Origin of the sequence: Tabrizicola aquatica, from assembly GCF_002900975.1 — a bacterium.
GTDB classification, from domain to species: Bacteria; Pseudomonadota; Alphaproteobacteria; order Rhodobacterales; family Rhodobacteraceae; genus Tabrizicola; species Tabrizicola aquatica.
The window spans coordinates 1,666,111-1,685,654 of sequence record NZ_PJON01000001.1 but is presented as its reverse complement, the minus strand read 5'-3'; the positions used below and the strand labels follow the sequence as shown (position 1 = coordinate 1,685,654).

Sequence of the window (19,544 nt, the reverse complement as noted above, 5' to 3'; positions counted from 1 at the left end):
TTTTCTGTCGGCGCGCAAGCTGGCGCAAGTTTGCGAAAGGTGTGGTCGGACGGGCATGCGGCAGAGTGACGGAAGCAACGCCCCTCAATCAGCGAGAAAAGAATGCTTCACCCTGCCGTTTTGCCCCTTTCAATGACAGCTTTGCTTGCGCTGGCGCCGACCTGCCTGTTTGCGCAAGGCACGCCGATCGAGGCTGGCCAGTACTTCGGTGTCTTTGACTGCGGCGCCAGCCCTCGGGCAGAACTGATCTCCATCATCAAGCGGAACGACAGCACGGCAGTGCGCGTTCGAACCTTTCCCGTGAATGGCGGTCCATACTTTCAATGGCATGACGCCCTTTATCAAATGGAAGCAACAGAGGAAGGGGCGTTCCGGACGGTCCAGAGTACCTTTGTCCGCGCCGCTGTCGGTGATGACAAGGCTCCGGCAGATCTTGTGTTGATGGCAAAAGAGGGCGGGGCCGTAGCTCGCTTGGAAAGTGATGGTCTTTGCGGAGGTGAACTGGACCGCCTCGACTTGCCTGTAGGCGTGCCTCCTGATTTCTCTACCGGTCTGCAAAGAACGATTGTGCATGTTGCCTTGGGGCAATCAGGCACCGAACGGATAAACGACAACGTGGATCCGCGCATCTTCCCAATCGAGATCCTTTCAACTGCTGATGAATTCGGCGCCTTCATTACCATGCGGGTTGATGACGAAGGGCGCGCCTGCATCTTTAGTGCGCAGCCGGTTGCTGAGATGTCGGTTGAGCGTCGCCTTGTTCATGGAGTTGGTTCTTGCTCGGAGGGGATCGTCACGATCACTGAACGTGGCCCGGTGCTGGTTCTGGACTGGGGCGGCGGGTATCGTGAAGTTGCTGGGGAGCGCGCGAGTCAAGATCAACTGGTAGCCGCGTTCCTTTCAGAACTGGGTACTCCTGCACAGGAAACTGGAAGCGGACAGGGCGCAGATGCTCAATCGGCGACGGCCGAAGGTATTGAAAGTGAAGGCGACAGCGAAGGGGTCTGGTTTGGCGGTTATTCCAAAGGTGGGGGCAGTCGCATCGAGCTGAACCTGACGCGGATTGCGGCCTTCGGCCAGCTGGATATCAGCTTTCAGAAGTGGGCCCCGCTGGAGGGCTATCTTGAATGTCAGTATGTCTTCCAGATTGACGGGCTGCAGGCGGCAAAGGCCCTGCTGAACGGTACCTATCGGGATGCGGCGGAATGTCCGTCTGATTTCTCTGTTGCTCTTCTGCGGACCGGGCCGAACACGTTGACTATGGCTTTCGACGGCGCAGCCTTCCTTGATGAGGCCGAGATGAACGCATCGCTGCGCCCGTTCAGGTCTGTTGATGCTGCGGTCGAGGTGGCCGGGCTGGATATTCTTGGTCTGTCGCCGGGGATGCCCCGCGACGCGGTTGAAGCTGCCCTGGACGCCGCAGGCTATGAGCTTGACCGGCAGAACATCGGTGGCACCCGAGGCAGGGGTTGGACGGCCGAGGCGCTGATTGCCACTCGACGGGACGCTTCCCCCGAGGCTCCGGACTTTGTCGGGGTTCAGTTCACGCCCGTTTTCGAGGGCGAGAACACACCGCAAAGGCTGGAACTGGTGACCCGCAGCTGGGAGATTCCGGCAACCGATCAGCTTTCCGAGGTCACGCTGCGAAAGGCGCTGACGGACAAATACGGCCCCGCTCTCGACGGCAGGGATGACTGGTTCTATGGCCGTGATGGCAAAGTCCTTGCCACCTTCGCTGAGCGCAAGGAAGCCTGTGTTCAGATCAGCCTGCAAAGCATCCCTCTGACGATCACCATTCCGAAATGGTCGGACGACCGCTTCCAGGTCGATCTGGGATGCGGGCCTGTCATCCAAAGCCGCATCCGTAGCGACAGCAGGAGCGCGCGCGCTGAAAAGCTGATCCTTGTCCTTTATGGCCCGGATGTCACTTGGGACAGCTTCTGGCAGATCTGGTCCCGCGACGAGCTCCAGCGAATTGAAGCCTTGCATGGTGGCGTGGCCTCGGCCACCGGCACCGCCCCGAAACTTTGATCGATGGTGAAACAGATGATCCTCACCCGCCGCAGCTTCACGCTATCCGCGCTTGCCACCTTGGCCCTGCCGAAGGCCGGTCTCGCCCAAGTGACGACCTTCAGGCCCGAGGCCATCCTGTTCAACCTGGAGCGCAGCATCTGGCTTTCGACGAACCGGAAGGCGACAAAGGCCGCCTATGTCGTCGCGGCGCCATGGTGCCCGTTCTGTCACCAACTGCACGAGGTTATCCTGGCAACCCGACCGGATGTCGATTTCCGCTTTGTGTTCATGGGCCAGAACGGTCCGGGCGGTGCGCTGGCGAATGCGTTCTTCTCTGACGCAGACGATCAGGTGGGCCCGGTCTTTGCGGATCCCCGGGCAAGAAACGCGGCGCTTTCACCACGGGCCGACGTGCTGATCGACGAGGTCAATACCGTTGCGGGCCATCTGATGGCCGACAGTTTCGCCGCAGTCAGCACAGGGGCGGGCGGGACCAGCGCGGTAGGCGGCTTTGCCTATCCCTTGACCGTCCAGCGGGAAACGGACAGGTCGATCACGGCCAACCTTGGCGCGTGGATGATGCTGGAAGAGCTTGCCGCGCGCACTGCCGTCGAGACAGCGCCTCCTCCGCCGCAAGCACGCTATGCCGATCTGTTGCGATTGGCCCCCGAACTCAAACCCTATTCCCGCAATCACTTTGCGAAGGCAAACGGTGTCCGCTTGTTCGCAGCCCCGGTCCCTGACGCAGCAGAGGTGGAGTGGCTGGAAGAAGGTCAGGGCTACAAGATGATCGGCACCCTTACCTTCGGTGGTGCAGACTGGCTTGCCGTGCGGGCCTTCACATCGGGTGACGCGATGAAATGGGCGCGCGCCGAGGATTTCTTCACGCAGTAAAGGTGCCAAAGCCAGGTCAGGCTGGGAAATCCAGAGAGTGAGAAGCTGCCTTTCATTTGGCGCGAAGGGCAGCCCTTTGCCTGTTGAGTCTGAGCGCTGGGTCCATTCGCGTGCGCGGGGACTGTTGCTTTCAGACTGAGAGATTTCTTGGAATAATCATTTCTTTCAATGCAATAAACTACACATGCCAGTTTGGTAGAGCGATGGTGATTGCACCAGAACGATGCAACTCATCCCCGGAGGCCACGCCATGACCACACGCCGCGCTACCGACAACGCCAAGGCCCTCGACGCCTTCATGACCGCCAAGTTCCAGATCGACGCGATGCTGGAGCGCCTGAAGGCCCTGAGCGACGATCACTTCGAGACCGACCCGGACGAGATCAATTGGGGCCACGTCGGTACCCTGAACCACTACGCCAGCCTGCTGCGCCAGATCACCGACGCCGCGTTCAAGGAGGGCGAACATGCCGCTTGATCCCGCCCGGCGCCACCAGATCGAACAGGATGCCATCACCGCCGCATGGGAGGCCGAACGTCTTTCCGCCTGCGACGCCGCCATCGCCCTGCTGCGCGAGATCGCCGATCAGGAACGCGACGACGCTGGCGATGTGATCATCGGCACGGATGCCGACGGTCACAACGACCTGATGGCGCGCATCACAGCCTTCCTTGCCGCCAACGATTAGTAGGAGGAACCCGACATGACAAAGCTCACCGAAACTCAGACCATCATCCTCAGCGCCGGGGCCCAGCGCCCCGAGAACATCGCCCTGCCACTTCCCAAGGGGCTGGCCGGTGCGGCGGCCAAGATGGCTGTGTCGAAAATGATCGAACACGGCTGGCTGCAGGAGGTCGATGCCAACCTGCGGCGCGGCGAACCGCTTTGGCGCGAAACTGGCGATGGCCATGGCACCACGCTGGTGGTCACCGATGCTGGCTTGCTGGTCATTGGGATCGAGCCGGTGGTGGTGAAGATCGTCGCTGCAATCCGCGAACATGCCGCCAAGGCGCCACCACCGAAGCCGCCAACCCAGCGTGAAGGGACCAAGCAGGCACTGCTGATCGAGATGCTGGTGCGCCCTGAGGGGGCTTCCATTGCCGAGATTGTCGAGGCGACCGGGTGGATGTCGCATAGCGCTCGTGGTGCAATCTCAGGCGTTTTAAAGAAGAAGCTCGCCTTGCCAGTCAGATCCGGCAAGGTCGAGGGGAGAGGGACCGTCTACAAGCTGCCTGCCTGAACCATCGTGAACTGCTGACCGCCGCCGTTCCGACCGCGCGGCGGTAACTCATTGCCAAGACAGAAGATCGCTTGCTGCCGCCTGCAGGATGTCCTGCGCCATGCGCGGCTCACAGGTGTAGATCCCGCCCGGCTCCGGATCACCGACATTGTCCGCGAACCACGACCGTCCCTCGTCCGAGATTGGACGCAGGACAACGATGGTCCCATGGTCGTTGATTTCGATATGCTGCCAGGCTTCTGTCGTGGAGCAAGGCTATTGGGTCACGGCAGATGATTCAACCGTATCCCGACATAGGCGTTTTCAGCCTTTCGGGGATCCTTTTGCCTTGCAGCATCGCTCAAGCTGCCAATGGCCCAGACCATGTGTGACAGGATGCGCATCACGTGCTCCAACTCGGGATGTGTATGCTTTCGCTTTTCGCCGTTCAGTTCCGTCTCCAGATGTGCGTCCCCGCGATTACCGAAGGGATCGGCCGTTATGCCGATCAGGCCGTGGCTGATACGATTCCTGAGTTCTAGTGCCATCATGAGGCGGGTGCGCACTTCCTTTACCAAATCCTCGTGTTCGGCGCGTTCCGCGCAGATTGACGCCTGTAGGCTTTCCCAGCGCGCGATCTTCTGGGCCAGGGTATGTGCCCCGTTGCGACTCTTGCCGTCGTCCAGTTCTTCGACACGCTTTGTGATCTCACGTTCTATGGACGACCAAAGAAACAGAATCGAGCCGACGCTCGCCTTCATTTCCACGAAGGTTACGGGATTGATGGCGGTGTCATCTTGCATGGCAGGTCGGGTCTGGAGTTCCTTTGCGTCAAGGGCTTTATGGGCCAACCTCATCTCCGATGAAAGCTACTAACCTTGTAGTCTGGCCCCCTTTTGCCCCGTCGCCATCTCCCACCGCCGCACGGCCACATCGCAATAGACGGGATCTAGTTCCATCGCGAAGCATCGTCGCATAGTGCGTTCGGCGGCGACGATCTGGGTGCCGGAGCCGCAGAACGGTTAATAGATCAAGTCGCCCGGGTCCAAGAACGCCGTCAATACAGGCTCGACAAGCGCCACTAGGAACACCGCTGGACACGATCCGGCGTAAAATGCCTATCCCTGTGGCGCATGATGCGAAAAGGGGAGCCCGGAATGCTGTGATTTGAGATTGCTTTACCGACTCCGATCCTCGCGTAGAAAGTGCCGTCGTCCCCGCGCAGAATCTACAGCTTTCGAATCCTGGCGATAGGGTTATCAATGGCTTGGAAGCCTTTGTTGGCCCTTGGAAACCGGATGCCTGACGTTTGACCTTCGACCCTGCCCCTTTCCTTGCAGCTTGCGTTTCGATTGATCTGGAGGTCGATCCGAAGTCTGCGCGGCTTTTTGCCTTTGCGGCGGTGCGGGGTGAGCGGGCTGTGGTTCACAAGGGCGTGGCGTTGGAACCCGCGCTGGACCGGCTGGAAACGCTGTGTGAAGGGGCGGCGCATCTGGTGGGGCACAACATCCTGCGCCATGACCTGCCGCATCTGGTGGCCAATCGGGCGCGGCTGGCGGGGTTGGGGGCGGCCCCGATAGATACGCTGTGGCTGAACCCCTTGGCCTTTCCGCGCAATCCATACCACCATCTGGTCAAGCATTATCACGACGGGCGGCTCCAGGTCGGGCATGTGAATGACCCCGAACAGGATGCGCGGCTGGCTCTGCAGGTTCTGGCGGACCAGATCGCGGCCTTCACCAGGCTGGGGGAGGAGGCGCCGGATGCGGTGCTCGCCTATCACCATTTGACGACGCGGGGCGAGGCCTCGCCCGGGTTCGATGCGTTGTTCCAAGCCTTGCGCGGTCCTGCGCCGGGTGAAGCTGCTGCCCATGCCGCCATCTGCCGCCTGCTGGGCGGCCGCGCCTGCAATCATCGGCTGGAGCAGACCTTAGGTCGCCTGTCCGATCCGCGCAACGGCTGGCCGATGGCCTATGCGCTGTCATGGATTTCGGTCGCGGGCGGGGACTCGGTCATGCCGCCCTGGGTGCGGATGCAGTTCCCGCAGGCGGGGCGGATCGTGCGGCATCTGCGCGACACCAATTGCGGCGATCCGGCCTGCGGCTGGTGCGTTGAGAAGAACAACCCGAATGCCGCGCTGGAACGCTGGTTCGGTTTTCCGTCCTTCCGCGCGCAGCCTGTCGATGACATGGGCCGCCCGTTGCAGGAGCGGATTGTGGCCGAGGCGATGGCAGGGAAATCCGTTCTGGGCATCCTGCCCACCGGCACAGGTAAATCCGTCTGCTATCAGATCCCGGCGCTGTCGCGGTTCGACAAGACCGGAGCGCTGACAGTCGTGATCTCGCCCCTTGTCGCGCTGATGGCCGATCAGGTGCAGGGGCTGGCGCGAGCGGGGATATCGGCGGCGGTCACGGTGAACGGCATGCTGTCGCTGCCGGAACGTCATGACGCGCTGGAAAAGGTACGGATGGGCGATGCGGCGATGCTGCTGATCTCGCCGGAACAGTTGCGGTCACCGTCGATCCGCACCGTGCTGCAACAGCGCGAGGTCGGGCTGTGGGTGCTGGACGAGGCGCATTGCATCAGCAAATGGGGCCACGATTTCCGGCCCGACTACCGCTATGTCAGCCGCTTCATCAAGGAATTCTCGGGCGATGCCCCTGCGCCGGTGCTTTGCCTGACCGCCACGGCCAAGCCCGAGGTGGTGCGTGATATCCGCGATCACTTCCAGACCCGCCTCGGGGTGGACCTGATGCTTCTGGACGGGGGCGCAGTGCGCACGAACCTGTCTTTCGCAGTGCTCCCCACGCAGAAGGCGACCAAGTTGACCGACATCCTGTCGGCAATCGAGGCGAACCTGCCGCCCGAAGGCGCATCCGGGGCCGTGGTCTATTGTGCGACACGCGGCGCAACCGAGAAGGTGGCAGAGTTCCTGAAAGGGCAGGGGCTGTCTGCGGATTTTTTCCATGCAGGGTTGCCGCCGGAACGTAAGCGCGATGTGCAAGAGGCCTTTCGCACCGGCCAGTTGCGGGTGATTGCCGCGACCAACGCCTTTGGCATGGGCATCGACAAGCCCGATATCCGGCTGGTGGTGCATGGCGATATTCCTGGGTCGTTGGAGAATTACCTGCAAGAGGCAGGGCGCGCGGGGCGGGATCGCGCGCCCGCCAGTTGTGTGCTGCTGTTCAGCCCCGAGGATGTGGAACGGCAGTTCTCGCTATCTGCCCGGTCGCGTCTGGCCCGGCATGAGATCGGCGCGATCCTCAAGGCGCTGCGGCGGATGGAAAAGCACAAGTCGGGCGAGGTTGTCGCCACGCCGGGCGAGATTGTGCGCGAGGAGAAGGATCAGGAGTTCGAGCGCGACAAGACGACCGAGGACACCCGCGTGAAAACCGCCGTGGCTTGGCTGGAAGAAGCGACGCTGCTTTCCCGCGAGGAGAACCGCGTGCAGGTGTTTCCGTCGTCCTTGCGCATCCGGTCGGTAGAGGAGGCGGCGGCGATCCTGGAAAAGGCGCAGATCACCGGGGTCAGGCGCACCCAACTGATGGACCTTGTGCGTCATGTGATGAATGCGCCTGTCGATGCCGGGGTTTCGACCGATGATCTGACTGGCGCCTGTGGATTATCGGGGCGCGAGTTGCACCGGGCCTTTGCCGATCTTGAGGCGCTGGGGATCGCCAGCAATGACACGGGCATCACCGTCTATGTTCATCTGGGTGTCGAGGATGCTTCGGCCCGCCGACTGGATCACGCGGCGCGGATGGAGGCCGATCTGATCGCAATGATGCAAGAAATGGTGCCGGATGCCGAAGGGGCCGAGGCGCAGCCTTTGAATCTCACTGAGACGTGTCAGGCCTTGCGCGACAAGGGACATGCGCAAGTGCGCCCCGATCTGGTGGAAAGCATCCTGCGCGGCATGGCGCAGGATGGGCGTGATCAGGATGGCGGCAGGGGCAACCTGACCCTGCGCAAGGTCAGCCGCAACACGATCTTCGTGCGGCTGGAGCGGTCATGGCTTGTGGTCGCCCGGACGGCTGAACTGCGGCGGCAGGGGGCGCAGGCACTTCTCGCTCATCTGACGGGCAAGGTCTCTAAGGGCACGCGCGGCAAGGACATTCAGGTGGAAACCACCCTTGGCGCGATGCTGGATGCGCTGAACGGTAACGCGCTTTTGCGGGCCGAGGTCAAGGACATGACCCGCCTGATGGACCGCGCGCTCTTGTGGCTGCACGAACAGCAAGTGGCTACCTTGGGCCGGGGCCTGACCGTATTTCGCCCGGCGATCACCGTGCATCTGAACCCCAAGGGTGGCCCCTTCACCGTGCAGCACTTCGCGCCGCTGGAAGAGCATTACGGCGAGACAACGATCCAGACCCATGTGATGGCCGCCTATGCTGAAAAGGGGCTGGCGGCGATGGATCAGGCCCAGCGCCTGTCGGAAGACTACTTCGTGCTGGACCGCGACGCTTTCCTGCGCCGCTGGTTGCCGGGGCGCGGAACTGAAATCCGGCGACAGACCACCGGCACCTCATGGCGGACAATCGTTGATGCGCTGGATAACCCTGTGCAGGCCGAGATCGTGCGCGATGACCGCGAACAGACGAACGTGCTGGTGCTGGCAGGTCCGGGATCGGGCAAGACGCGGGTTTTGGTGCATCGCATCGCCTACCTCATCCGCGTGAAAAGAGAGGACCCACGCGGCATTCTGGTGCTGACTTATAACCGCCACGCGGCCGCCGAGATCCGAGAACGCCTGCGCCGCCTGATCGGTGATGATGCGGCGGGGGTGACGGTGTCGACTTGCCACGCGCTGGCGATGCGGCTGATGGGGGCGAGCTTTGCAGGTGATCATGAGGGCCCGCGCGACTTCGATGGGATCGTCATGCAGGCCGTGGCCCTGCTGCGCGGGGATGGCCTGACCAAGGCTGAGGCCGAGGCGCTGCGCGAGACGCTGATCCAAGGCTATCGCTGGCTGCTGGTGGACGAATACCAGGATATCGGCCCCGAGGAATACGCCCTGATCGGCGCCGTGGCGGGGCGGTCGCTGGAGGATGACCTGCGCATCAGCCTGTTTGCCGTGGGCGATGATGACCAGAACATCTACGCCTTCGCTGGGGCGAGCATCGACTTCATCCGAAGGTTCGAGGCCGACTATGCTGCGAAACCGGTCTGGCTGACCGAGAACTACCGCTCCACTGCCCATGTCATTGCTGCGGCAAATGCCGTGATCGCGCCCGCCGCAGGGCGCATGAAGGCGGGCCACGACATCAGGGTGAACCGCGCCCGCGCCAAGGCGTTGCCGGGGGGGGATTGGGCGGCGCTGGACCCCGTGGCTCAGGGGCGTGTCACCCTGCTGGAGGCCGGGGGCGATGCCGCGCAAGCCGTGGCCGCGCTGGACGAACTGCTGCGCCTGTCACAGCTGGACCCGGATTGGTCCTGGCGCCGATGCGCCGTGATCGCCCGCGACTGGCGGCGGCTGGAACCCGTTAGAGCCTATGCCGAGGCCCAAGGTATTCCCATCGACATGGCCAACGAAACCATGCCCAGCCTCTGGCGCCTTCGCGAAATGCAGGGCTTCATTCGTGCCCTGCTGGCTGATCGGACCCAGCTGCTGGCGATCCCTGATCTGGTCGCCATCCTGAACGGCCAACCCCCGAGCCGCTGGACCGATCTGATCGGCGAAGGTATTGGCACCCTCGCACGCGAACTGGTCGAAAAAGCCGCCCCGGTGCCCGATATCGTCCAATGGTTCGGCGAATGGGCGCGGGATGTGCGGGGCGAACAGCGCGGGCTGCTTCTGATGACCGCCCATCGCGCCAAGGGGCTGGAATTCGACCATGTCGCGATCCTGAACGGCGGCTGGGATCGCCCCTCGCGCGGCGAGGATGCCGACGCCCCGCGCCGCCTGTTCTATGTCGCGATGACGCGGGCGAGGTCCACGCTGACCGTGCTGACCGACGGACCCCACGCCTTCATGCAGCCCGGGGACGCTGTCCTGTCCCGCCGCGTCACCCCCGACGCCGCGGCCTTGCCGCGCGCCCGCCTGCGCTATGTGCCGCCTGACCCGAAGCTGGTGGACCTGTCCTTTGCCGGGCGTCTGCGGCCGGGTGATCCATCGCTGGCCGCCATCGCCGCCGCGCGCCCTGGAGCCCCCGTCCATCTGATCCGCGACGGCGACCGCTGGCGGATCGAGAACGCCCAAGGCCAGACCCTTGCCCGCCTCTCCCGCGCATTCGCCCCACCCGAAGGCACCACCTTCCTGCGCGGCGAGGTTGCGGCCATCCTGAACTGGCGGCGTGAGGATGGGGACGAGGAATATAACCACCTGCTCCGCCGCGACGAGTGGGAGGTGGTCTTGCCCGAACTGGTGTTCGAAGAAGGGGCGCGAGCTGTCACAGCGGATTAAAACCGTGGCTGACACCCGTGATCAGGCGTGCCCGTGGCCAGTCCATAACGGATCGAAAAGAGTGGCTTCCGCTGGCTGGATTCTGGCCAAGGTGGCTTCCACAAAGTGGATTCCCTGGCTTCCGCAAAAGAATCCAGCACCCCAAGATCGTGATTCCACAAGCCTCTGATAACGTGTCGCTTTTCCCCTAGTCGTGCGCCAAGTGGATTCCGCCTGGATTCCCCGGTGAAAATGCCTGTCGCTAGCGAAACGCTGCGCTGCGCCCCCCCGCATACGTTCGCGGCCGGGGAGGAACCAGAGGAGGGGGGAAGGGTTCTGGTACACCCAGTTCGCGCACCCCACGTGTGCTTTCACCGGAACGCAGTAACGGAATGCAGACCCCTTACCAATTGACTGGCCTGCGTCGACGACACAGACGTCGGCAATCGCCAACTCTTGTCGCCGTTCACACAACGACCTCGGCGAAACTCGGCAAGTACTTGTAGTACTTCTGAAATGATTGAATTTGCTCGTCCTGCAGGTCAAAACCCAACTCTTGGACCCGGGTTCGCGTGATCGCACCAACAGGCGGCAATTCCGATTGGAGTGCGGCGATTTCTCTCAAAGTCAATTGTGGAGCATGGATCACTTCGTCAACTAAACACTTCCAGTCACCCGTCGAAACAACAGCTCGAGCAGCAGGTACGGCACCGACCGCCGGAAGCACTGCCCCAACGGTAACCATCCCAACTGAGTCAAAATAAGGAACTCGAAATGCTTCAATTAGACCGCCAGGGCGGGCCAAATCTGCCACTTCAGATTTCAAGTAGTCCATCGCCAATTTCGCTAGGACTGAAGGCAAATTCTCCTTACTGCAGTCCTCTTTGCTCAAGTCGTCCGGCACAACATCTCCTAACAGACTCCTTAGTCGCTCCGGTCGTTGTACTGGTTTGTCGCCGTATGCGTTCTGCGTCGCGCTAAAAGTGAAAAGCAAAACGCTATTCGGAGGGGCATTATTCAAAGTCCATTGAAAATCTTGAACAACCCCTTCATTTAAGGCACTATCATAATCAAGCCAAACGATCCAGGGGCGATTTAGATACCCAGGCATCGATAACACTTCAGGAAGCTTGTCCTGCGACATGCCCTGCATCATAGTAATCGTACGATAGGATTTATTGAACTGGGCCCGCTTGAAGCCAATCTCGTTCGCCTCAATCGAAACCATGTCGTCGATATTTAATGTCTTGTGGGCCAAGACAAAGTCTGTAAACCAAATCGATCCAAATCCAATATAGACGGCGTTGCTGAGGTCGAGCGCGTTCGACAACTTGCGCAAACCATCGAAGACCAGCCCTCGTTGAACACTTTTGCTGGGACGCAAACTGTAATTTATCGAGTCAAAGGATGCCATTACTCTTCGCCGACCAAGTCAGAGTAGGTGTACTCGAAAGATTGGATTCCCACATCCTTATAGGCCATGTTGATATTGCCGAGGGCGGAGGCAAGCTTCAACATTCGCGCCTTCGGCACGCTGTACAATACATTTGCCTCGGGAATCTTCGGAGTCGGCGCAATGCGGGGAAGTGCCACCTCGGCTCGAGGCACAATCTCGAAAATTGGCACAGATTTGGTAAATTCTTCCCGCTTGACGGCTTCGACCCTCACTTGTTTTCGCGCGTTTGTATAGGAAATCCACTCCTTGGTGGCGTCTCGCATTTTCGGGCGGAACTGTCGATAAACAGCGGAAGTCTCATCAACGCTTCGCTTGGTTGTCGTAAGGGGCAGAAGATCAGCGCGACGAGAAGCGAAGACGATTAGTCCCATGAAGCCCGAGTACTGAGGGTGCCACTGTGGCCATCCTTCCGTTCCCCAACCGGTGACAGAAGTTTTGTCTGCGGCCAGAACGATCCTCCCGTTGCAGACCACGTACCAGCCTGATCTATTTAAGGCATCGTCGAAATCGTCTGATGGCTCGCTGCTATCTGGAGGAGCGGCAGCCATTCCCGCGAGCAGTTCTACATGGACATCTTCATCTTGAATTTGTTCAGTGAAGGTCGCTCTCATAGGAAGAAAGTCCCCTCCTTGGCGAAGTTCAATGGCCCATCCCGAAACGGGTTTACCCTGTACTTCGATTGCCAGGCCACGATGAAGATGCAAAGCGTAGTCTCGAGAAATCGACCGTCGGAGGTTCTGAATGAACCTTGGGCTTTCAAACGAGCGAAGCGCAACCTCTGTGAGATTCGATATCTGAATCTTTACGCCGGCACTTGGGAGGTCGGGTGCCGCCTCGATATCGAAATCCCAGTCCTCACTCTTTGACGTCAGCCACTCGTCAACTTTGATAGGCACACAGAACGAGGATGGCTTCCCCTCGTCAATGAATGTGCTGTGGATGGTAATATCGCTTCCAATCTTGAATACAGCACGCTTCATTCCTATGCCGTACACGCCAATGCTGAAATTTTCTGTCTCGGCTGTATCCTTGCGGCCAAAAGTAAAAGCGTAGTCAGCAGCGTCATCCAGCGTTATGCCACCGCAGTTGTCCTGTATCAGAAATCCGTCATTTTGCACGTTGATGCTAATCCGATAGGGCGACAAGTCCGTGTTGTCGTCCAGACTCATGGGTTGTCCACCGGCGAGTTCCCAAGCTCCGTCAATGCTGTTGTCGATTAGATCGAATATACAATCTTCTAACGTGATGTCGCGCGTAATCATCCTAACAAAAAACGCTTTGGTGGGATTGGCGTCAGCTTTGGATCTGTTTTCCGGAATCATACGTTTCTCTCCAAAAACCACATATTCTCAGCATGGTCAGTTCGGTTCTTCTTGGCGATGCACAACTGTTGAAGCTATAGGAAAGGCCGGCCAAGATACTCTTGCGCTGCGTCGGGTTACCTGTAGGTCTTGATTGCATCGCGGTCGAGATCACGCGCTGGGACCAAGCGATAGTGGCGTTCTTCGACGACGCGGATCTCGTCATCTTCGAGGGTCAGTTCAAACAAAGCGATCACCTGATCCTCCATGAACTGTGCAGCGATTGCCCGACAGCTCAGCCCCGGGAACTTCTGTTCCACAAATCGGATGTCCTGTGTCGTCTGAACAATGCCGATCTGGTCCTTGCCACCCTTCGCCTGGACGGGGATAACGTAATGGCAGCCGCGTTTGTCGAGGCCTATGTAGAGCTCGTCGATCTCGATTTGACCGATGCCTTTCACTGTCGTCCTAAGGTGGTTCTGAAGGCTGTAGGTTGTCAGGCCCAAGAACGTGTCGATCAGGCGATTGTAGCGGACGATCGCAAGCAAAGCCTGCTCGTCATCGAGGGCATAGGCCCGGATGATCTCAGGCGTCGCGTCCGGAATGGACACGCGAACAAGGTCTGCACGCGGGACGACACGGTTCACGCGAACAAGTTTGAAACGATATGCCGCCCTACCAGCGCCTTCGATGATCCACTCCATCCCTGGCGGCTGGGTGGCGAGAATGTCGTCCGGAAGAGATGTCCGGAACCGAACCGAATAAATTACGTCACCGAGGTTTTTCGGCAATTTGATGCCCAGAGCCTCTGCGCCATCCTCCAGTGCAGTGCGCTCAAATTCAAATGACGAGATACCTGCCTGGTACCTGTCGAAGAAAATCTTCGAAATCAATGCTTGATAGCGATTCGACTTAGCCATAGGCGACGCGGGCAGAAATGCGTTCTGCTTCGATATCTGTTTGCTTGCGCTTCTTTGCCCCGCTTTTTCGGTCGCGCCCTGATTTTTGCGGCTCGACCCCGAAATGGGCGGATGCATTGGTAACATCCATTTGCAACAGCGCCGGATCGCCCAGCGCTATCGCCTCCGAGGGCCTTGAGGGCACAAACCCCAGAGCGGCGATGACCTGACTTGCGACTGCACGCGCCAGCGGAGGCGGAACAGCATTCCCGATCTGCCGTGCGCCGTGCCACTTCGTTGCATTGAAGCGGAACCAGTCCGGAAATCCGTGCAGGCGCGCCATCTCCCGGACCGTGATGCAGCGGTCGAACTTGAAGTGAATTGGCCGAGGGCTTGTGAATGCCCCGCGGGCGCCATCGGTGCCTGCGCGCAACGTGTTGGAGACTCCAGTTGATGGAAGCTTGAACAACCGGCTGATCGGCTCAACCTCGCCTTCCGCCGTTTCAGAGAATCTTCTCCGGGAAATATCAGTGTGATCCGTTCGCGCGCTGGATGTAAGGATCGAGGGATCCCACTGACGCGGGCGCGCGAAGTGCCAAGCTTCATTGGTCATGCAACGCATCTCGGCGGCATAGGCCGATGGTTTGTCAAAGCGCCGCGGCTTTACCACGTCGTTATTGGTCAGTTCTTCAAATAGTTCTGCGTCAGGCAGATCAGCCAGTGCATCAGCGCAGTTTGGGCCGACCTCGAGGTCTGGATTTGTTCGCCGACCGGCAATTGCCGTAATCGGCATCGGATAATCCGGCAGGGTCTCGCCTTTTTTCGCCCCAAACAAAATTAGCCGTTCACGCGATTGCGGCGTGCCAAAGTTACCAGCGTTTAGCACGCGCCACGGCAGGCGCACCTGGTAGCCTTTCTCGTCAAAGGCTGCGACCAGTTCATTCAAAACCTGCTTGTGGTTGCCTACCGTCAGGCCCTTCACATTCTCGAATACGAAGGTCCGGGCGTCCAGTTCACTGACGATCCGAACGAATTCAAGCACAAGCCGGTTTCGAGGATCGTCCAGAACACGATGACCAATCAATGAAAAGCCTTGGCATGGAGCACCCCCGAATACGCAGTCGACCCTACGGGTTCCAAGCCCAGCAGCCAGACGTATCTCCCGACCGGTGAGCTTTTCAACGGAGCGGGGAATGACGGCGGTTTGGGGGAAGTTGAACTTGTGTACCGCACAGTGCACAGGGTCGATTTCCACAGCTGCAGCGACATCGAAGCCAGCCTGTTCGAAGCCCAAGCTCATACCGCCTGCGCCTGCGAAAAGGTCTACCCCGATAGGTCTGCCCATGCCACACTCCCTTTGTTCTCCTGCAAACTACAGGGGCTTCGTTGATTTTGCCAGCGAAAGCGGATGGTTCCGGGTGACGAGGTTGATTTCTCCAGCCCCAAAGGTCGACTTGGATTACCTCCACGGCCGCGTCTTCGGCATGGCCGCCGTCACCTCGACCTCCCGTAGCATCCCGCCCGCGATCAGACCGTCCCTGACCCAGCACAGCGCCTGCCACCACTCGTCATAGCCGCGCCGGGCGGCCTCGATCTGCTGCGGATGCGGCGAGAACGTGACCGGGCAGGCCAGGATGTCGATGGTTTTCCAAGTGGCTCGCGCGCCCAGGCCACGGACCCTGATGCGCTCGGTGCCCACGACGATGGTACCTGCGTGCGTGCCGTGCTGGTTCTGCTTGACGATGGCGGGCACGCAGCGCGGGATGGCGTCGGGCATCCAGTCCGGGGTCAGCCCGGCTCGGGCCAGTTCGGCGACGCGGATCGCCATGCGCTTGCCGCCGAGGCTGTCGGGGATCCCGGCGACGGTGGCGGCGATTACCTCGGCGTCCTCGTGCGTGTAGCCGCCGATCTTGTGTTGGCCGCCGTCGATCTTGCAGCCCAGCACGGCGCGCTGGAGCAGGACGTATTCAAGGCCGAAGCCGAAGCCTTCCTCGATGATGTCCAGGGGCAGAGGTAGGTCCAGCTGCGCCTGTTCCACTCGGAACGCCCATTCCAGCGCCGCCTGCACGCCCAGCGCGCGCTTGATCCTGGTGCCGCTAACGCGTCCGTGGAAACTCATGACTGCAATCCTTCAAGGAAATCCATCTGCGCCGGGCGCTGGGCCGCATCAGTCGGCCGCCAGATCCACGGGCCCGAGGCCATGGGCAGCTGCGAGAGAGCGCCACGCATGTGCTGCTGCCAGAGGGTGAACTCCGTTTCCGAGCAGGCGCAGAGCGCGTGCCCGATGGGCCAGCCCATCAGCCATCCGACGAAGAGCGGGTTCAGCCGCCGCCGTGCCCGGCCCTTTAAGATCCGCCGCGAGACGACGCGCCCATGCGAGGCAATCATCGAAGCCCACAGCGGGCGCGAGATCGGGGCGTGCGGCAAGGACCGTCGCCCATCCTGCGAGATCGGTGGGGCAGGGCGGGTGAAGCCCTGTTCCGCCCGATAGTGCAGCAGGTCCATTCGGGACTTGCCGTCGGTGCGGGTGATGCTGGCCTCCGAACTGCCTTTCCAGTTCTGGGCGGCGGGGGTCGGCCAGTGGTTCGGCAGGGCTTTCGCGATGCCCAGCGCCAGCGCCTCGGCCTTTCGGGTGAAGTCGCTGTTCCCGGCCGGGTTGTAGCTGGCGGTGCCGGGATGCAGGCTCATCGGTGTGGGCCAGGATGAAGATTCGCAGCCTCTCATGCGGCGCGCCGACCTCTGCCGCCGAGAACAGGCCCGCCGCAGGCGTGTAGCCCAATCCCCAAAGCTCTCGCAGGTCGGTCTCGAGGCCGAGGGTGACGTGCCCGGCGACGTTTTCGAGAAAGACCCATTCGGGGCGGCATTCGCGGACGACCCGGGCAACGTCGGGCCAGAGGTGGCGGGGATCGTCGGCGCCACCGCGCTTTCCGGCCGCGCTGAAGGGTTGGCAGGGATATCCGGCGAGGACAGCATCGAACGCGCCGCGGAAGGTGCGGGCGTCGAAGCTGCGCAGGTCGGTCCAGATCGGGGCCGGGGCGAAATACCCCGCGCGCTGGGCGGCGACGAGGACCGCCCTTGGCCAGTCCTCCCATTCGACGAAGGCGCGGGTGTGATAGCCGGGTTCGGCGAGCATGAGGCCCAGATCAAGGCCGCCGCCGCCTGCGCAGAGGGACAATCCGTGCCGGGGACGTGACACCATGCCATTCACCGCACCCCGCGCTCGCGCAGGCGTTCGGCCGTCACAAGCCCGCGGGCCAGCATGGCGTCGCGCATCGTGTTGCTGATCGCGCTGACCGGCAGGTAGCGGTCGGAGTTGACCAGATCGGCGTAGAAGGCAGGAAGGTCGGTGATCGGCTTCGCAGCCGGGGCGGGGGCTGCTTTGGGCTTCCGGCGCTTCCGCCCGGCATCCTCGACCTTGCGCTGGGCGGCGCGTTGCATCGCCCGGTCCAGCGCTTTCGGCCCATCGGGTGGTTCGGGGTGTTCCTGGCGGCTGGCCTCGGCCGCGGCGATGATCTCCGCCTCGGTCAGCCCCAGTTCGTCGCGCCAGCGCTGGATGTGCAGCCGGGGCGGCCAGCCTTGCCACCAGCCGGGCAGGGCGGCGGGGTCGAGGCCGAGTGCTGCGAGCAGATCCCCGAAAACCTCATCGGAAATCGCCGCGCGCGCCTGCGCGTCCTCCTCCTCCTTTACTGGTTTACTTAGAGGTTCCCTTACAGGGTTAGTGTCCGAAATCCGGACACGGCTTTCGGGATTTTCCGGACACGGGTCGGCCGGAAAATCGGACACGGCTTCCGCACCAATCCCGTGTCCGAAATCCGGACACGGCAGAGCATCGGCCGCGGCATCGGGGGGCGAAACGCCTGCATCAACGGTGCTTTCTGCGCCCTCGTCTTCGCCGTGTCCGATTTCCGGACACGGCACCACAGCCACAGGTGTGAAGCCCGGCTCGAACCCCAGGATGTAGCGGGTCGGCAGCTGGCGCTTGGTCACGGGATCGAGCCGCGGCACGCGCCGCAGCAGGCCCACGGTCTCGAGCTGGCCAAGGTGATCGTTCAGCGTCGACCGGCTGATCTCGCAGTCATGTGCCAGCCGATCCTGCGAGGGAAAGCAGCCGTAGTCCGGGTTGAACCGGTCGCAAAGGTGCCAGAGCACGATCTTGGTCGTGGGCTTCAATCCGCGCTGCTTGATGGCCCAGTTGGTGGCCTCGTGGCTCATGGCGCGGGCCTCCGCGGGGCAGGGGAGATGCGCGTGGTGAAGCCGTGATCGGCCAGCGCGCCCAGCGCGTCGTCGAGGCTGCGGACCAGCGCCCAGCTGAACCCCTGCGCCTGCACCGCGTCGCGAAATGCCTCCTGCCCCGGCCGCAGCCGCCCCTTCGGCGCCTTCAGTTCGAGGAACAGGACGCGGCCCTCGCAGATCACCATCAGATCGGCGAACCCGGCATGGACGCCCATGCCGACAAGGATCGCCTGGCGCTTAGCCCCACGGGGTCCGGCCTCGGTCACTTCGTTGGCGCAGTGATGGATGATCGCGGTGCGGGGCAGGGCGATGCGAAGCCCCTGCACGACGGCGCGCTGCAGATCGGCCTCGGGGGTGCCGCGGCGCATCATCGCGCGGCCCTCCCCTGGTCTTCGCGCTGGGCACGTCGTACCGGCGCCCGCGCATCGACGACGACCTGCAGGCGCAGGGCATCAGCACGCTCGCCCGGGGTCTCGCCATATCGGGCAAGCACGTTGCAGGCGAGCCGGATCAGGAGATCGCTGTGATGCGCGACGTCGGCGATCACGGCGCGGGCCTCGGCCACGCGGTCGGCGGGCCAGGCGGAACTATGGGGCTGGATGGTCATGACCGCCCCCGCGTCTTGCGCACCGGATGGGCCTGTTCCTGCGACCGGATCCACTCCTGAATGGCGGCGCGGCGATAGAAGGTCTTTCGACCTATGCGTGTGCAGGGCGGTCCCTGACGGCGGGCTTCCCACCGGGACAGCGTGTCGGCCGTCAGGCCCAGCGCGCGGGCCAACTGCTCCCGGCTGATCCAGTCGGCCAGCAGGTCGGGGATGTCCTCGTCAAGATCGGTCTGAATGTCCTTCATGGGCTGCTCCATTCGCCTTTCGCCCCTCTGGCGGGGGTCGGTTCAGCGAAGCAGAGCGCGAGGACCGGAAGACAGGCGGAAGGTGGAATTGCAGGCCGCTACTCCGTTCCACCCCTTGTTTCATTGGGTTTTGTTCCGGGATTCCAGACAGGATCACCGCAGGAATGCGCCTCCGCCACCACCACCCGTGTCGGTTCCGGGCGGCGATCCATGCGCCAGCGTCACCACCCTCTCCGGGGCGGGCGGGTTGACCGTTGTTCGAACGGACTCACCGGTTCTGCCGGGGGCGGA

17 protein-coding genes and 1 pseudogene are annotated in these 19,544 nt (G+C 61.7%); 6 read left to right on the top strand and 12 right to left on the bottom strand.

All coding sequences use genetic code 11. The features are described from left to right. Positions 1–102: 102 nt before the first annotated feature. From CXR42_RS08290 to CXR42_RS08270, 5 genes are all read left to right on the top strand, one after another. Complete coding sequence (locus tag CXR42_RS08290) at positions 103–2,031, top strand: hypothetical protein (RefSeq protein WP_146038023.1); 1,929 nt, start codon at positions 103–105, stop codon at positions 2,029–2,031. 15 nt (positions 2,032–2,046) lie between these two features. Further along, on the top strand, positions 2,047–2,907 hold the full coding sequence (locus CXR42_RS08285) for a thioredoxin domain-containing protein (protein ID WP_146038022.1): 861 nt from the start codon (positions 2,047–2,049) through the stop codon (positions 2,905–2,907). Between the two features lie 250 nt (positions 2,908–3,157). Next, entirely contained in the window at positions 3,158–3,385 is a 228-nt protein-coding gene (locus CXR42_RS08280; RefSeq protein WP_103256931.1) for a hypothetical protein, read from the top strand. After that, positions 3,375–3,596 (top strand): hypothetical protein, encoded by a 222-nt coding sequence (locus CXR42_RS08275; RefSeq protein ID WP_103256930.1) that lies wholly within the window; start codon positions 3,375–3,377, stop codon positions 3,594–3,596. Before CXR42_RS08280 ends, CXR42_RS08275 begins: the two co-directional genes overlap by 11 nt. 15 nt (positions 3,597–3,611) lie before the next feature. Further along, on the top strand, positions 3,612–4,148 hold the full coding sequence (locus CXR42_RS08270; RefSeq protein WP_103256929.1) for a DUF3489 domain-containing protein: 537 nt from the start codon (positions 3,612–3,614) through the stop codon (positions 4,146–4,148). A gap of 263 nt (positions 4,149–4,411) precedes the next feature. Here CXR42_RS08270 and CXR42_RS08265 read toward each other — a convergent pair whose 3' ends face one another. Next, a complete protein-coding gene (locus CXR42_RS08265) occupies positions 4,412–4,978 on the bottom strand; it encodes a hypothetical protein (RefSeq protein WP_146038021.1) in 567 nt (188 codons plus the stop codon). A 458-nt stretch (positions 4,979–5,436) separates the two neighbouring features. Between CXR42_RS08265 and CXR42_RS08255 the strand changes: the two genes are divergently transcribed. Continuing rightward, positions 5,437–10,533, top strand: coding sequence for a RecQ family ATP-dependent DNA helicase (locus CXR42_RS08255; protein ID WP_103256927.1), 5,097 nt, complete (start codon positions 5,437–5,439; stop codon positions 10,531–10,533). Between the two features lie 445 nt (positions 10,534–10,978). Here the strand turns inward: CXR42_RS08255 and CXR42_RS08250 are convergent, their stop codons facing one another. The 11 genes and pseudogenes from CXR42_RS08250 to CXR42_RS08205 all read right to left on the bottom strand — a co-directional run bounded on the left by CXR42_RS08250 (position 10,979) and on the right by CXR42_RS08205 (position 19,253). Next, on the bottom strand, positions 10,979–11,926 hold the full coding sequence (locus tag CXR42_RS08250) for an O-methyltransferase (RefSeq protein WP_103256926.1): 948 nt from the start codon (positions 11,924–11,926) through the stop codon (positions 10,979–10,981). Further along, positions 11,926–13,290 (bottom strand): ATP-binding protein, encoded by a 1,365-nt coding sequence (locus tag CXR42_RS08245; RefSeq protein WP_103256925.1) that lies wholly within the window; start codon positions 13,288–13,290, stop codon positions 11,926–11,928. Before CXR42_RS08245 ends, CXR42_RS08250 begins: the two co-directional genes overlap by 1 nt. 116 nt (positions 13,291–13,406) lie before the next feature. Next, a complete protein-coding gene (locus tag CXR42_RS08240) occupies positions 13,407–14,189 on the bottom strand; it encodes an endonuclease (protein ID WP_103256924.1) in 783 nt (260 codons plus the stop codon). Next, a complete protein-coding gene (locus CXR42_RS08235; protein ID WP_103256923.1) occupies positions 14,182–15,513 on the bottom strand; it encodes a DNA cytosine methyltransferase in 1,332 nt (443 codons plus the stop codon). Before CXR42_RS08235 ends, CXR42_RS08240 begins: the two co-directional genes overlap by 8 nt. A 114-nt stretch (positions 15,514–15,627) precedes the next feature. Continuing rightward, a complete protein-coding gene (locus tag CXR42_RS08230; protein WP_103256922.1) occupies positions 15,628–16,287 on the bottom strand; it encodes a hypothetical protein in 660 nt (219 codons plus the stop codon). Continuing rightward, positions 16,284–16,856: a DNA methyltransferase gene (locus CXR42_RS19750; protein WP_245875369.1), complete on the bottom strand. Its 573-nt coding sequence runs from the start codon at positions 16,854–16,856 to the stop codon at positions 16,284–16,286. The genes CXR42_RS08230 and CXR42_RS19750 overlap by 4 nt, the downstream gene beginning before the upstream one ends. Before the next feature lie 46 nt (positions 16,857–16,902). Next, positions 16,903–17,301: pseudogene (locus CXR42_RS19965) on the bottom strand (DNA cytosine methyltransferase); the annotation flags it as partial. Positions 17,302–17,372: 71 nt separating this feature from the next. Further along, complete coding sequence (locus CXR42_RS08220) at positions 17,373–18,380, bottom strand: helix-turn-helix domain-containing protein (RefSeq protein WP_103256920.1); 1,008 nt, start codon at positions 18,378–18,380, stop codon at positions 17,373–17,375. Continuing rightward, positions 18,377–18,772 (bottom strand): VRR-NUC domain-containing protein, encoded by a 396-nt coding sequence (locus CXR42_RS08215; protein WP_103256919.1) that lies wholly within the window; start codon positions 18,770–18,772, stop codon positions 18,377–18,379. Before CXR42_RS08215 ends, CXR42_RS08220 begins: the two co-directional genes overlap by 4 nt. Then, positions 18,769–19,008, bottom strand: a complete 240-nt coding sequence (locus tag CXR42_RS08210; RefSeq protein ID WP_103256918.1) for a hypothetical protein — start codon at positions 19,006–19,008, stop codon at positions 18,769–18,771. Before CXR42_RS08210 ends, CXR42_RS08215 begins: the two co-directional genes overlap by 4 nt. Continuing rightward, on the bottom strand, positions 19,005–19,253 hold the full coding sequence (locus CXR42_RS08205) for a helix-turn-helix transcriptional regulator (RefSeq protein ID WP_103257103.1): 249 nt from the start codon (positions 19,251–19,253) through the stop codon (positions 19,005–19,007). Before CXR42_RS08205 ends, CXR42_RS08210 begins: the two co-directional genes overlap by 4 nt. Between the last annotated feature and the right edge of the window lie 291 nt (positions 19,254–19,544).

Coding starts and splice junctions, on each gene's coding strand:
- CXR42_RS08290 (WP_146038023.1), top strand. CDS start 103: ATGCTTCACCCTGCCGTTTTGCCCCTTTCAATGACAGCTTTGCTTGCG.
- CXR42_RS08285 (WP_146038022.1), top strand. CDS start 2,047: ATGATCCTCACCCGCCGCAGCTTCACGCTATCCGCGCTTGCCACCTTG.
- CXR42_RS08280 (WP_103256931.1), top strand. CDS start 3,158: ATGACCACACGCCGCGCTACCGACAACGCCAAGGCCCTCGACGCCTTC.
- CXR42_RS08275 (WP_103256930.1), top strand. CDS start 3,375: ATGCCGCTTGATCCCGCCCGGCGCCACCAGATCGAACAGGATGCCATC.
- CXR42_RS08270 (WP_103256929.1), top strand. CDS start 3,612: ATGACAAAGCTCACCGAAACTCAGACCATCATCCTCAGCGCCGGGGCC.
- CXR42_RS08250 (WP_103256926.1), bottom strand. CDS start 11,926: ATGGCATCCTTTGACTCGATAAATTACAGTTTGCGTCCCAGCAAAAGT.
- CXR42_RS08245 (WP_103256925.1), bottom strand. CDS start 13,290: ATGATTCCGGAAAACAGATCCAAAGCTGACGCCAATCCCACCAAAGCG.
- CXR42_RS08240 (WP_103256924.1), bottom strand. CDS start 14,189: ATGGCTAAGTCGAATCGCTATCAAGCATTGATTTCGAAGATTTTCTTC.
- CXR42_RS08235 (WP_103256923.1), bottom strand. CDS start 15,513: ATGGGCAGACCTATCGGGGTAGACCTTTTCGCAGGCGCAGGCGGTATG.
- CXR42_RS08230 (WP_103256922.1), bottom strand. CDS start 16,287: ATGAGTTTCCACGGACGCGTTAGCGGCACCAGGATCAAGCGCGCGCTG.
- CXR42_RS19750 (WP_245875369.1), bottom strand. CDS start 16,856: ATGAGCCTGCATCCCGGCACCGCCAGCTACAACCCGGCCGGGAACAGC.
- CXR42_RS08220 (WP_103256920.1), bottom strand. CDS start 18,380: ATGAGCCACGAGGCCACCAACTGGGCCATCAAGCAGCGCGGATTGAAG.
- CXR42_RS08215 (WP_103256919.1), bottom strand. CDS start 18,772: ATGATGCGCCGCGGCACCCCCGAGGCCGATCTGCAGCGCGCCGTCGTG.
- CXR42_RS08210 (WP_103256918.1), bottom strand. CDS start 19,008: ATGACCATCCAGCCCCATAGTTCCGCCTGGCCCGCCGACCGCGTGGCC.
- CXR42_RS08205 (WP_103257103.1), bottom strand. CDS start 19,253: ATGAAGGACATTCAGACCGATCTTGACGAGGACATCCCCGACCTGCTG.